The organism is Ligilactobacillus sp. JN-6 (Y).1, from assembly GCF_058111525.1.
The window spans coordinates 795,625-809,870 of sequence record NZ_CM176599.1; the positions used below are offsets into that span (position 1 = coordinate 795,625).

Here is a 14,246-nt window from a genome sequence, read left to right on the forward strand (position 1 = left end):
TAGTAATTTTGCGGAACGAGATAATCTGAAGTGCATTACAGCACGAAAGCCCGACCTACCGCGAATAGGTCGGGCTCTTTTTATATTTGCTGCGATTACAAATATGTGCAATTAAAGTACAACAAAATTTTTAAAAGGCACTACTATTAGAAAACAAGCACGAGATTTCTGCGATTCACGGCCAGGAAATCTCGTGCTTGTTGATTAAAACGGTTTTTCTTTACTTACACTACTTTTCTTTGATCGAGCCAACTATCTCATCATTATCAGCCGGTGGATCTGCAAGTAATTTTCTAACATCATCCAAATCCACTGGAACATTCCATATCAAGACGCCTACAAGTTTGTTATCATCTAAGAAATAAACGATAGTGCCGCTTTCTCTTCTGTCGAAGGTCTGCTTCAAACTTGTGTCGATATTACCAACGGCTTGCCAAGAAATATCAAAGATCATTGAATAGAAGTACGGCGTATGCTCATATGCAATATGCGCACCTGCCATATTGCGACCTACTAATTCACCAGAATTTCTAGCATGGTCAACGTGTTCGATCCGTTGACGTCCTAAGATCTTATCTGGATAGGAAGCAATATCACCGGCAGACCAAATCGATGGATCACTAGTCTTGAAATATTCATCAACTTTAACACCGCCATCGGCCAGCTCCAATTCACTAGCCTTAGCTAATTCGATCCTTGGTGTAACTCCAAGCCCAATAATAACGGTATCCGCCGAAATTTCGGAACCATCAGCTGTAGAAATAGTTAAACGATCCCCTTTTCGTTGATAAGACTCAACCATTTTACCGCTTAAGATCTCAACGCCATTTTTCTTAAAGGTTGCTTCATATTCCTTGCGTATTTCTTCAGGAAACTTTCCTTCTCCCAAGGATTTTTCAGGGAAAATCATTGTAACCTTAGTATCATTTTGCGTTAACGAAGAAGCCAATTCTGTTCCGACATAGCCACCGCCAATAATGGCTACATGCTTATTCTTTCCACTAAACTTACGTAGTTTACGATAATCTGACCAATCTCTAAAAATCAAAACATGCGGATCATCTGGGCCTTTAATATTCCGCGGTTCACCACCAGTTGCCAACAGTAACTGATCATAGTAAACAGCGGTATTATCGCCTAACTCGATCTTCTTTTCCTGACGATCTACTTTATTAACGGTCGTATTGAATTTGAAAGAGACATCTGAATAATCCTCTGCACCAATTCTGATATTCTCTTCAGTAAATTCATCATCTAACCATAACTTTTTACTTAAAGCAGGACGTTCATATGGCACATCTGCTTCTTTTGAAACAACTAATATCGAACCACTTGGATCCTCTTGTCGAATACCTTTGATTGCATAGCCAGCGACCATTCCGCCACCGACAACGACATATTGATAATAATTCTTGCTATCTATGTCACTCATTTTTTCGCCTCCATACATAAGTCTTCTCCTACTGAGTTCATTGTAATATAAAAAGCGACATGTGAAAAAAGTGCTGTTTATAAAATTGATAATTTTAACCAAATATATAGTTTAACAAGTGGAGAAACAAGCACAGGGTGGAAGTGTGATCAATATGAGCTATATTTTAGGTGTAGTTGGTGGAGAAAAATCTCAAGTTTATTCTGCAGCTAAGGCGAGAGTATCCGGCTATACAAAATCACAAACCATCACATATGCAAGAAAAGTATCAGATTTAACTCTGTTCCGCCAGGCTATATCAACACACCATTACTAAAAACACTACCTAAGGAAACAACTGACCCGATGATAGACAAGATGCCGATCGGACGTTTAGCTGAACCCGAAGAAATTGCAAACGTAGTCGCATTCTTAGCAAGTGATAAGACTTCGATCGTTACGGGTGCTTTAATTAATGCAGACGGCAGCTACACTGCTTTATAGGTAACTTAAAACGACCTCTTATACTGAATGACTTTGTCCTCATAAAAGTTATCCTTAATACGACGGGCGTAAAATTCAAAAATTTCCCACAAAAAATGCTTAGCAACGCTGATAGTTTTACCTTCGCTGTTAAGCATTTTTATTGATTATAAGTTACTAGTTGATCTTTCTTTTTGGATTCATAATATTCATTGGATCAAACAAATTCTTTAATTGGTGCTGGATCCGATCAACAGCGCCGCCCAATTCAACGTTGTTCCATTGGTTCTTCGACATCCCAACAGCGTGCTCCCCTGAAATAGTACCCTTCAGGTCTAGAGCCTTATGGAAGAGCGAACGAATAGCTTTGATGACTCGCTCTGGTGCATCTTCTTGTTCATCCCACAAAAGAGTCGGGTGCAAATTACCATCGCCAGCATGTCCAGCTGTATAAATATCGACATCTAGTTCTTCTCCGACTTTGGTAATGTAATCAGCCATTTCAGCTAATTTAGACAATGGAACTGCCATGTCTTCCATAATATAATATTTACCTTTGGCAAATACCGCTGGTAACATATCTTGCCGTAATTTGATCAAACCAGCAATTTCATCGGGATCCGAAGTAACTTGGATACCCCAAGCTTGGTGACTTTCCAATATCTTCTGAGAGCTCTGTTCTTGTAAGTCGCTAGCTCCATCGAAACTAAAAATCAATAAGGAGGATGTTGCGCTCTTGCTATAGCTTGTCCCTTCATATTCATCCAAAGCTTTGACTGTCTTACCGTCCATTGCTTCAAGCATGGCTAGATCCAAGCCAGAGTTTCGCAAGTCTGCGACACCTTCAGCTAAAGCTGACATGTCTTCGAAAAAAGCGATCCCAGTAATAGACTTACCAACAGGCTGAGGGTAAAGTTTAACAGTAATTTCAGTTATGATCCCAAATGTCCCCTCTGAGCCAACAAATAATTGTGTTAAGTCGTAACCGAAAGCCTGCTTAAACGTTCGACCACCTAGACTGACCTCTTCGCCGCTTTCCAACATGACCTTCAATCCTAAAACAGAGTCTTTGGTAGCACCATACTTTACTCCACTCATACCGCCTGCATTGGTCGAAACATTGCCTCCGATCGATGACATTGGCTTGGAAGCCGGGTCCGGGGCATAAAACATACCTTGCTCGCGAGCTGCCTTATCCAAATTTTGATTGATCACACCTGGTTCAACAACGGCTAAAGAGTCACCCTTGCTAACTTCTTTAATATGGTTCATTCGTGCAGTAGAAATGATCAGAGCATTGTTGATACCATCGGCTCCGATCACTGTACTCGTGTCGGCACCCTGAGGGACGATCGGCAAGTGGAATTTAGTTGCCGTTTTAACAACACCACGAATATCTTCAACGTCACCGACTTCTACGTATGCTAGAATGTGACCTGATATTTCATTTTGTGCGTTCCCATTTGCTGCATGTTTATCTGCAACTTCGTCATCCAAATGAATCTCAGCATGAGGTGCATTTTGTTTCAAAAAATCTAGGATCTCGTCATTAGTATATGCTGAAAAAATTGCCATAATACTGGTACTCCCTTCCTATTTCTCGATCTCACTATCTTGAATATCACTTACTTTAAGTAAGTTAACTACAACATTTACTCTAGTTCTTTTTTTCTATAAATGCAAGAAATATCCAGAAAAACTTTAGAGAAACAGTCCACTTAATATAATAGCAAGGAGTTTTAACATTTAAAATTTCGTCTGCCAAATCTTGTGGTAATGATACACCCAAAATATGCAAAAAAGGAGTAACCCGCCACCAACGACTATATTAGTTATCAACGGGAAAAGATTAACAACAAGACCATAAATCGTTAGGCCGATCCCACCGATCAAAATTGAACCAACTGCATTAAAAGCGATCCCGACATTACCAAATCCTCGGGTAAATAATTGGCTTATTTCAGTCCAATCCAACCGTAGTAAACGAAAATCGCGGTAAAAATAATACAGTGCGAACAAGTATGTCCCTAATAATCCCCCTAACATCAAACTCACGATATGCAACAAAGGAAAATGAAAAGTGAAACCTACGATAGCTGCGACCAAGAACACTAAAGTTCCTTGGATCTTAAAGGCAAACAAGAACTTCTCATTTAAGTATTCCCGCAGAGACAGTGGCAAGGACTTAACAAAGGAAAAATTTTGTTTATCCAGTGAAATTATACTTCCAACAAGAGATGTTTGATTCGTCATTATTGACGCTAATGCTATCCCTCCGAAGAAAGTCACACCTAACATATTAGCCTCAAAGTGGTTAAAATTAAAGTCTCCTGAAACTGCAAAACTCAGGGTAAAAATTAACGGAAACATAACCGAATTAGAAAACAGCTGCATTAGTAAACTTGCATTACCGATCAACTGCTTATTATAGTGCCTAAGCATCTGATGGATATTTCTATTTTGTTTATATTTTTTCTTAGTAGAACTTTGCATTTGTGTTGAAGAAAGCAATTGTTCTGTCAACTTAGGTAAAAACAGCTTATCAAATGCAAATATCAACAGACCCACTACGGCCAACAAGCCGCCCCAACTCAACAAACCTTGCAAATGTAATGGCTTTACTAAACTATAGAAAAAGGGCAGCAAGAAACTGATCGGTCCTCGATCATTACTAACAGACCCGTTTGTCTGTTGATTCATGACCAAGACGCCAACGACAGCCGTCCCTGCAGCGATGACCAACAACAGACTCGTCACCAATTGACGATGGTTTTTAAAAAGATTTGTTTTGGTCAACCCAAAAACAATAAAACTACATAAACTAAAAATAATTGCCAAAAAGATAACGAAAATCGCTAACCCTAAGACAATTGCCAGCAGCGGCTGAACTTTAGCACGCAACGCTGTTAATATGAACAGGATCCCGACTGGCAAAACAAGTGGCAATGTAGCTAAAGTCACAACAAAAATCTTAGAAAGAAATATTTCTGCTTGTGAGAACGGCAAAGGTAAAAAGCCGCCTAAATCATTACTCTCGAAAAAAACGTTGTAAATGGCTGAAATTCCTTGAGAAAAAGCAATGATCCCAAACAGTGCGACATAATAAGTAAATAGCCCTGGTAATTTACTGAAATCTAAAAATACCATCACAACTCCGTAAATCAGCAAGAAGATAAACCCAGAATAAATATATTGAAGACTGATAGCACGTGTCAAAGCCTTGCCACTCTTGCCTTTATCACGCTGCTGGGTCGTTTATTGCGGATTAATATAACGTAAATTGACCTTCATCAGTTCCTTTAATTTTGCCTTATTCATCTGGTTCACCCTCTTCATGTTGGGCTTTTCTGCCAGCCATGCTTAAGTAAATATCCTCTAATGATTCACCTTCGTTTTGAGACATTAAATCTTCTAACGTGCCATTATAGATCAACTTTCCCTTTTTCAAGATAGCCAATTCATCACATAATTGTTGTGCTGTAGCTAGATCATGGGTCGAAAAAATAACTGTTCTGCCTTTTTGTGCATGCTCTTTCATCAATTGTTTCAAATCATGTGCAGCTTGCGGGTCTAATCCTTGCATGGGCTCATCCAATATCCAAATGTCCGGATCCGAAAGTAAAGCTCCGATCACGATCACTTTTTGCCTCATCCCATGAGAAAAGCTGCCAATGGTTTCGTCTTGCCTATTTGTTAATTCAAATAAAGCAGTCAAATCCTTCAAACGGTCTATTTTTACTTCGTTTGTGAGTTCAAAGGCGGCACCGATCAGATCCCAATATTCTCTTGCGCTTAATTGTAAAAATAAATCAGGTGTATCTGGAACATAACCAATTTTCTTTTTTATGGTTTGCCGGTGCTCACGTAATTCTTGCTCATCAACCAAGATCTGCCCTTCCGTGGGCTCGATAACACTGACTAAACTCTTGATCGTTGTTGATTTCCCGGCCCCATTATGACCTAAAAAGCCAAAGATCTCGCCTTCTTTGACTTTCAAGTTTAGTTGGTCTAGTGCTTTTTTGTGCCCATATACCTTGCTGACGTTTTTTAATTCGATCATTCGAACGCGTCCCCCCCCCTTTAACTATCTATTACCTAATATTTCATAATTCAGTTACTTAAATCTTATCAAGGATCTTCACCTGATAGCAAATAATAGCGATTTTAAAAAATCCCAACAAATTCAATTTTAGCAATGAAAATCGTAGATAAAAAAACGCGAACAGAAAGTTCTAATGGTTGAATGAGAAATTTGTTAAAAAATGCTTTTCTTTTTCAATTTTTGTGCTAAAATAAATTTCAATAAAGTTAAAGACGATAAGAAAGACAAGTAAAGTATTCAGTACTGATAGAGAGTCGGGAACTGGTGGAAGCCCAATGAGCCAACGAATACTTGAATAACACTTTCTTAGTCTCAGGCCCAAATGAGTGATCAGAGTAGGTTTTGACGTATTTCGGTCCGTTACCACCGAACGCGTATGTTAGTACGTGAATAGAGATGTTTATTTAACTGTAAACAATTTGGGTGGTACCGCGAGTCCTTCGTCCCGGAGATGGGATGGAGGACTTTTTTGTACAGAGCGAAACAGGCTGTTTAAGCCTCGAGCATTATCGTAGCTAGACTGGGATAAGCGGAAAGGCTTGGCTTGCGGAGCTCGAATACAAATACACTGCAGCCGCCCGAACTTGAACAATCAGTTTATGTTGCTCCATTAATTGTTTCACGTGAAACATATTTCTTCTATGACTCTCTATGTCAAACTTTACCCACTTATCCATTTAAGCTAACTTTATATAATACAGTGAAAGGAACGATCTATATGCCAACTATTTTCCCAAAGGATTATCATTCAACATTATCCGTAAAAGAAACAGAGAAAGCAATTCGTTATATCAGAGAAACATTCCAAGACGAATTTGGTAAGCAAATGAATTTAAGTCGTTTGACTGCACCAATGTTTGTCAGCAAAAGCACGGGGCTCAACGATAATTTGAATGGTGTGGAAACCCCAGTTTCGTTCACAATGCAAGCATTACCTGGACAAACGATCGAGATCGTTCATTCCTTGGCTAAATGGAAACGGGATGCTCTGCGGCGTTATGACTTTGGTATTCACGAAGGATTGTATACAAATATGAACGCGATCCGCAAAGACGAGGAGCTTGATAATTTCCATTCGATCTATGTTGATCAGTGGGACTGGGAAAAGGTTATTACCAAAGATGAACGTAACTTTGATACCTTAAAGGCAACAGTCAAACAAATTTTTAAAGTGATCAAGCATATGGAAGACGAAGTATGGTACAAATATCCTCAAGCAGTCAACCATTTGCCAAAAAAGATCCATTTTGTAACAACACAAGACCTAGAAGACCGTTACCCGACCTTGAGTCCTAAAGAACGCGAAGACGCTATTTGTAAAGAATTAGGTTCCGTCTTCTTGATGCAGATCGGTGGCCAATTAAAAAGCGGTGAACGCCATGATGGTCGGGCACCTGATTATGACGACTGGCAATTAAACGGCGATATTTTATTCTGGTATGAGCCCCTCAACTGTGCTCTTGAACTTTCTAGCATGGGGATCCGTGTTGATAAGGACGCATTAAAAAAGCAATTAGCGATCGCTGGCGCCACTGATCGCTTAAAATACCCTTATCATCAACGAATAATGCATGACCAAATGCCCTTTACTATTGGCGGAGGCGTCGGACAATCACGACTTTGTATGTTATTACTAGGCAAGGCGCATGTCGGGGAAGTTCAAGCTAGTGTTTGGCCCCAAGAACTGATCGATAAGTGCGAGCAGCATCAGATCCACCTGCTTTAAAATTTATGAAAAAATGTACTTTTAAACATTAAAAATACGGCGACCTGACTTTTTAGTCGAGGCCGCCGTATTCTGTTAGTTAACTTTTATTTTAGTAGATCACTGGTTTAATATTCGCGAATTCGTAGATCCCCCAGTCGCTTAATTCACGACCATAACCAGAATCTTTAACACCACCAAATGGTACTTCTGCTTGAGAACTCAAAATTTGATTGATCGTAACTTGTCCGGTTTCGATCCGAGAAGCGATTTTTTTACCGCGTTCAATATCTTTTGTATAAACTGCACCGCCTAGACCATGACGTGAATTATTTGCAATTTTAACGACCTCATCATCTGAATGAGCCTGGTAGATTTGGGCTACTGGTCCAAATAATTCTTCCTCATACATTGGGTTGCTTTCATCCATCCCAGATAAGATCAGTGGTGAAAAGGCGGATCCTTGGCCTTCATTTGGTGTCGGATCACCATACAAAACCTCTGCACCTCCCGCGATCACTTTTTGAACTTGTTCTTGCAATTGCTTTTGGGCACTCTTGGAAGAAAGAGGAGCCAAGGTCGTATTTTCATCCAGTGGATCACCAACTTGGTATTTGGCAAATTCATCTTTTAAAGCTGCCAAGAAATCCGGATAAATTTCAGAAGATACTATATAGCGCTTAGCAGCGGTACATACTTGCCCTGCATTGGTCAATCTTGCCTTGGCTGCATCCTGAGCGGCTTTAGCAATATCAACGTCATCAAGAACAACAAAGACATCAGTACCGCCTAATTCCAAAGTAGACTTGGTCAAATTTTGTCCCGCACTAGCAGCGATCTTACGGCCAGCTCCTTCAGAACCGGTCAAAGCTACTCCTTGCACCCGCGGGTCCTCGATTATATGATCGATCTGATCATAACTTGCAAAAATGTTAGTAAAAGCTCCTAGAGGTAAACCGGCATTATCGCACGCTTCTTGAAAAGCCAAAGCAGCTTCCGGCACTATACTTGCATGCTTTAAGATCACTGGATTCCCTAAAATAAAATTAGGAGCAAAAACACGCATAACTTGAGTATACGGAAAATTCCAAGGTTCAACAGCTAAAATGATCCCAGTTCCTGAAAATTCAACTTGTGCCTGTCCACTAGGTAGGTCATTATAGTCTTGCGGTTTCAAGAATCGCGAACCATTTTTAGCATAGTAACGCGCAAAAGAAACAGTCTTAGCAACTTCTTGACGAGCTTCAGCTATCAATTTACCCATGTTACTCGACAAAACCCGTGCATACTTTTCAGTATTATTTTCAAACTCATCTGCCAACTCATTGAGAAATTCTGCTCTTTCTTCAACATCTTTTTTTTGTGCATCTTCATAAAATCCTTGAGCTTGATCCAAAAGCATTTCTAACTGCTGGTCAGTCACATTTTTAAATTCACGGATCGTCTGACCATTATAAGGATTTGTTGCTACATAACTCATTATTATTGCCCTCCTTATTTACGCTTCTTATCCACTACCTATGATAAAAGCTAACCTAGCCAGAATACCAATTATTTGCTTATAAAGAAGATTACTCTTGAAATGATTGAAGGAAAATTCAGCCTGGAATTTCTACTTTAGCCAACTTTATAAATCATGATACTTTCCATGTTAGCCTTGTAATCTCTGCTACTTAAAACCAAATTAAGAACTGCTTGGTTAACACAGAAACTTGAGGATCTGTCCGATCAGCCTTTGACTGGACTCACATTCCTGATACTTGGGGCCGGTCAGCCCTCAACCGGACCTTCATTTCTCATACTTGAGGTCGGTCAACACTCGACCGGACGTTCATCTCGCATACTTTGGGCCAGTCATCATGTCCTATACTTGGGGCCGGTTAGAACTTGATTGGACCCAAATTGCCCATACTTTAGTCCAGTTGGAGCTTAACCAGAAGATATTACCGCAGATATTAACCTGAATTATTCATACTTTTCCCTTAAGGACTACTTTTTGTTGTTGTCATGCTAGTTCGCATCTTTTTCGTTTTTCACCTGTTGGGTGTACAAAAAGAGCACATCCTGTGCTATTGTTAAGTCGTTGAAAACCACAAAGAACAGGAGTGCTCCTTATGTCAACTTTACATCATGAAAAACTTTTATTCAATGACCAGATCAACATTTCTAATGACGGTGGTGAGTTAGCGAACGATGCCGGAACTTTATTAATTGCTGAATTTCTGCACCAAATTCACTTTGACCAGCTCTTAGAAGATAACTTGCATTTTAAAGATGACCGTAAATATTGTACCTTTCCCTTGAACAATTTATTTAAGCAGTTGCTGTTGCAATTGCTGGCAGGATACTGCCAAGATCAGTCGGCTAATACCTTGTCACACGCCGTTGATTTTAAGCTGGTCTTGTCTCAAGCGGTCGCTTCCCAGCCGACACTTTCACGCTTTATCAATCACATTTCAGCGTCTGGGCTCTTTTCAGTCAAATCATTGCTCGGCTCGGTAGCTCACTTTGTTCTTGGGCAGCTAAATCAACATCAGCTGATCCTTGATCTAGATTCGACACATGCCGATACGTTTGGTGACCAAGAAAAGAGTGCTTATAACGGTCACTACCAGACCAACGGTTATCATCCTTTACTAGCCTTTGATGCTTTATCGGGCTGCTTGTTGAATGCTCAATTACGCCCCGGCAATCGCTATACTTCCCAAGGTGCGACTAAATTTTTATTACGGAGCTTACGGGCCTATGACGGATCTTCCCTGGATGTCTTAGTGCGGGGAGATTCTGGTTTCGCAGCTCCAGGGATCTACCATGCGTGTGATAAAAAGCAGGCTAAGTTCGTGATTCGTTTAAAAGCGAACTACCAGCTCCAAAGTCGGGCTGAGCACCTGATCCAAGTGGGTGACCAGGACTTCACCGAAGCTGAAGTCCAATGGCATGTCCTGCGAGACTATTGTCCTCAAAGTTGGTCACGACCTTATCGTGTGATTATTAAATCAACGCGGCCGGCGGGCAACTTTCTGTTTGACCATGAGTTTATCGTGACCAACTTGGAAGAATTAAGCGGTCCACAAGTCTTTGCCCTCTATCACCAACGCGGTTCCATGGAAGACTTGATCAAAGAAGTTAAACGTGGCTTTCACTTTGATAAAACGGACAGTTCTAGTTTTGAGGCCAATGAGTTCCGGATGCTGGTAGCTGGGGTCGCTTATAATATACTGCAAGCCATGAAGAACTTAGTTTTACCAACAAAGCTTAAACACGCTCAGGTCGGGACGATCCGTTTTAAATTACTCCATGTGGCAGCTAAGGTCACGCACCATGCGCGTCAAGTCTGGGTCCATTTATCTCAGACCAATGTGTTCGATAAATTATTTTGGCAGACACTGTTCAAGATTCAAAATCTAAAAATATATCCGCTGTGAACTCACAAAATAAAAAATGTTTTTCTTAGGGAAAGGGTGAAGTCTGTCCTTTTTTAAACAGTCCGACAACAAAACTAACAAAAAGCTGCTTTTTTTACACACTAAAGTAACTTTGCACAAAGTTTTAACTGCAACGAAAAGTATGAATAATTCAGGATTAATTTATTATTTAAAAGTCGACAATTTCATGTAAGGAGCTTTTATAAATTCAATTCCATCATTTGTTTTATGAACTGTGGCAAAGCCTCTAACATCTGGATAATCGATCTTCGTGACCTGTTTTCCATCAACTTCGTAAACGTAAATATCAGTGTCTAGCGGTTGATTCCCATATGCATATTCCAATCGTTTGATTTTTTTCATAATAAAAACTCCTCGTATTGTTAAATTAATCTATAGAGTAACAATACTTGCTTTTTTATTCAGCTTCTCCAAGTTGGATAACCCTTTGTGAGACCAAAATTTTCTATAATGTCTGCACATGGTTGACATTTTATTTTCAGGAACTTAAAAATCAGTTGGATCATCTCACTCTCCTATTTCAAAATATAGAATAAAGTATTTTATCAAAATTATATTGTAATATTTTTGTAATTTCTTTTGATCATACTTTAGTGTTATACTGAGTTGCACGAGGGTTTATCATATAACTCGCTATACGCCTGGATTTGTAGCATTCGCTCTATATTTCCAGTGCCATAAGGAAGTTTTCTTTACATAAAAAGCTGGTCAAATGACCAGCTTTTTTTGTTTCACTTTTGCAAAGTTATCTATGAAACAGCATCTTCTTTGGCGATTCTCTTTTCTGAAAAATGATAGAAGATCCATGCAACGATCCCAAAGAAAATTGGTCCGATCATTGTCCAGAAGGCTGTTTGATAGTCATGTTCGAGTATAGGTTGAACACAGGTAAAGATGATCCCGCCAGCTAAAATAATTAAAATAATAGTTACTATGAAATTAGTAAAAGTGCGATTCTTATAAATTTCAAACGGTCGTTTTAAATCTTGACGTTTCTTAAAAAATGGAAAAGCCCCAACCAAGAAAAGATATGGGAAAGTAGTTGAAACATTAGCCATATCCGTTAAAATCGTATAGAATTTTTGTGCAGCAGATCCGCCAAAAGCAACTAGGAAAATAAATAGTGCAACGATCACAGTTTGCAACCACATCGCATTAGCCGGCATATTATGTTTGTTGATCTTCGTTAGTTTATGCGGCCATAAACGTGCATCTGAACCAATAATAAATGATTTGATCGGAGAATAGATCAAAACAAAGAAGGCACCTAAATAACCCATAAACATCCCAATACCAGCAAAGCGCGTCATAATGTCACCAAATAATAAACCAGTAGCATGCGACAGTCCCAATACACTTCCGAGCTGAACTCCCAGGTTATTCATCAAAATATAAGTAATATTCCCCAAGTTGACCTCGGAACCGCCCAAGTCTTTTTGCCAATTACTACTAATACCCCAGAAAAAAATCATCAAGGCATAACCAACAGTAATAATAACAGTGGAAATTATCAAAGCCCTAGGGAAAGTCTTTTCGGGTTTTTCAATATCATCCATGATACCGCCCATTGACTCCATGCCACCATATGCAAATACCGCATAGATCACAAACGAAATCAAAGCAAGCGAACTACCAAAGTCCGGATTAGGAGACTGGAAGAAACTAGAGGCTCCGTTGATCGGTTGCGCTAAAGCACCGCTGTTACCGACCCAAACAACTAAACTAGCCACTAAGAAAATCGCATCCAAAATGATGATACAAGTCCCCCCGAGAGAAGAAATCTTGGCAACAAAATTGACGCCATGTGTAGTAGTAAAAGCTACAAAAAGGATCCAAAGTACACCAAGCAATCCGATCGTTTGCGTAGAATTTAGTCCAAACAAAGACCAAGATTGAGTTGCATCATGCCCAAAAATCAAAGCAGACAACGGGATCCAAACTTTAGAAGAAGTTGAAACTAACCAGATCACCCAAGAAGATAGCCAGATAAATGTGCCAATAAAGGCCGGCTTTTCACCGATCGATCCTTCTAACCATGAATAGATGCCACCCTTTGCTTCCTTAAATGACGCACCATATTCAGCAAACATCAATGAACTAGGCAAAAAGAAAAATAAAGCGGCTAATATATACCAAAAAATACTAGCATAGCCCATTTGATAGTACGCAACAGTTGTATTAGCAAAACCGAAAATGGATGAAAAAATCATCATCACTAGTGCTTTGGTTTTGATTTTATGTGAATTTTCCAAAAGAAACTCTCCTAACGACAAAACAAGCAAGGCAGTTTAGGAGCTGTCTCACATAGTTTGAAAAAACATGTTAAACCATTTCTCCTAGTGAAAAAATCAGGTTTATCTTGAATTTGAAAGTGTTTATAATTGCAGGCACAGTTCCACTAGCAATTTAACTGATACTTTATTCAAACTATTTTATTTATTCTGCATTTTTATTCATACAAGTGGAAATTATAGCACTTCTTCTAGACCAAATTCATAAATAAAGCATTTTATTATTTCCCTCCAATTATTATTTAATAACTTGAAATGATACTGTTTGTCTACGGAAGCTTATCCATGGTAACTCGCTTTTTTTAAAATAAATATTTTTTAATTTGATTAGATGTCTACTAACGATCCCCAAGAAATTTTAAGCTAATTTCTATTCGCTAGTAGTGCCGAAAAATTCCAAAATAAATATGCCATAATAGAAACTTTAGTTCTTTCAGAGTTTCATATTACGGCATATTTCAGCTTACCTTTTCTATTCAATTTTCCTAGAACAGATCATCGCCACTTTGATTCTCTAAGCCCGGATGATTATCAAAACGAACGACACCAACAACAACGTCTTTGCTGACCGCTTCTTTGATCTTAGCTGTTCCTAGGATGCCAAAGCCGCCACAGAGTTCCAGTGATTTTACTCCGTTTTGTTCCATTTCCTTTGCTGCTTTTACTGCATCCGCATAGTCTTTGGCGCCGTATACACTTAAAGCAACTCCGGGAGTTTCCACGACCTTATGATCTGACTGATAATCTGCACCTGGCGCTAAGAAGATAAAACCAGCTTGTAATTGTTCCATATTTAAAGACACCCTCT

10 protein-coding genes, 1 pseudogene and 1 other annotated feature are annotated in these 14,246 nt (G+C 39.3%); of the genes and pseudogenes, 3 read left to right on the forward strand and 8 right to left on the reverse strand.

Features of this window, described 5'->3' with window-relative positions:
• Positions 1 to 229: 229 nt before the first annotated feature.
• Complete coding sequence (locus AC3XNE_RS03820) at positions 230 to 1,432, reverse strand: NAD(P)/FAD-dependent oxidoreductase (RefSeq protein WP_489832994.1); 1,203 nt, start codon at positions 1,430 to 1,432, stop codon at positions 230 to 232.
• A gap of 154 nt (positions 1,433 to 1,586) precedes the next feature.
• On the opposite strand from AC3XNE_RS03820, the pseudogene AC3XNE_RS03825 reads away from it, so the two are divergent.
• Positions 1,587 to 1,915 (forward strand): annotated as a pseudogene (locus AC3XNE_RS03825) (SDR family oxidoreductase).
• Between the two features lie 156 nt (positions 1,916 to 2,071).
• On the opposite strand, the gene AC3XNE_RS03830 reads toward AC3XNE_RS03825, so the two are convergent.
• The 3 genes from AC3XNE_RS03830 to AC3XNE_RS03840 all read right to left on the reverse strand — a co-directional run bounded on the left by AC3XNE_RS03830 (position 2,072) and on the right by AC3XNE_RS03840 (position 5,954).
• Positions 2,072 to 3,469: an FAD-binding oxidoreductase gene (locus tag AC3XNE_RS03830; RefSeq protein WP_489832995.1), complete on the reverse strand. Its 1,398-nt coding sequence runs from the start codon at positions 3,467 to 3,469 to the stop codon at positions 2,072 to 2,074.
• A gap of 171 nt (positions 3,470 to 3,640) precedes the next feature.
• Positions 3,641 to 5,110 carry an ABC transporter gene (locus tag AC3XNE_RS03835; protein WP_489832996.1) on the reverse strand — a complete coding sequence of 490 codons (1,470 nt, stop codon included), beginning with the start codon at positions 5,108 to 5,110 and terminating at the stop codon, positions 3,641 to 3,643.
• Between the two features lie 94 nt (positions 5,111 to 5,204).
• Positions 5,205 to 5,954 carry an ABC transporter ATP-binding protein gene (locus AC3XNE_RS03840; RefSeq protein ID WP_489832997.1) on the reverse strand — a complete coding sequence of 250 codons (750 nt, stop codon included), beginning with the start codon at positions 5,952 to 5,954 and terminating at the stop codon, positions 5,205 to 5,207.
• 248 nt (positions 5,955 to 6,202) lie between these two features.
• Positions 6,203 to 6,447: a binding site (T-box leader), on the forward strand.
• Between the two features lie 267 nt (positions 6,448 to 6,714).
• On the opposite strand from AC3XNE_RS03840, the gene asnA reads away from it, so the two are divergent.
• Entirely contained in the window at positions 6,715 to 7,722 is a 1,008-nt protein-coding gene (asnA, locus tag AC3XNE_RS03845; RefSeq protein WP_489832998.1) for an aspartate--ammonia ligase, read from the forward strand.
• 91 nt (positions 7,723 to 7,813) lie between these two features.
• On the opposite strand, the gene AC3XNE_RS03850 is transcribed toward asnA, so the two are convergent.
• Positions 7,814 to 9,181 carry an aldehyde dehydrogenase family protein gene (locus tag AC3XNE_RS03850; protein ID WP_489832999.1) on the reverse strand — a complete coding sequence of 456 codons (1,368 nt, stop codon included), beginning with the start codon at positions 9,179 to 9,181 and terminating at the stop codon, positions 7,814 to 7,816.
• A 634-nt stretch (positions 9,182 to 9,815) separates the two neighbouring features.
• On the opposite strand from AC3XNE_RS03850, the gene AC3XNE_RS03855 reads away from it, so the two are divergent.
• Positions 9,816 to 11,126 carry an IS1380 family transposase gene (locus tag AC3XNE_RS03855; RefSeq protein ID WP_079578404.1) on the forward strand — a complete coding sequence of 437 codons (1,311 nt, stop codon included), beginning with the start codon at positions 9,816 to 9,818 and terminating at the stop codon, positions 11,124 to 11,126.
• Positions 11,127 to 11,291: 165 nt separating this feature from the next.
• Here the strand turns inward: AC3XNE_RS03855 and AC3XNE_RS03860 are convergent, their stop codons facing one another.
• The 3 genes from AC3XNE_RS03860 to AC3XNE_RS03870 form a co-directional block, all read right to left on the reverse strand.
• Entirely contained in the window at positions 11,292 to 11,489 is a 198-nt protein-coding gene (locus AC3XNE_RS03860; RefSeq protein ID WP_489833000.1) for a hypothetical protein, read from the reverse strand.
• A 407-nt stretch (positions 11,490 to 11,896) separates the two neighbouring features.
• Entirely contained in the window at positions 11,897 to 13,399 is a 1,503-nt protein-coding gene (yjeM, locus tag AC3XNE_RS03865) for a glutamate/gamma-aminobutyrate family transporter YjeM (RefSeq protein WP_489833001.1), read from the reverse strand.
• Positions 13,400 to 13,923: 524 nt separating this feature from the next.
• The gene (locus tag AC3XNE_RS03870) at positions 13,924 to 14,229 is read right to left on the reverse strand and encodes a DUF6506 family protein (RefSeq protein ID WP_489833002.1); all 306 of its coding nucleotides are present in this window, start codon (positions 14,227 to 14,229) and stop codon (positions 13,924 to 13,926) included.
• Positions 14,230 to 14,246: the final 17 nt, after the last annotated feature.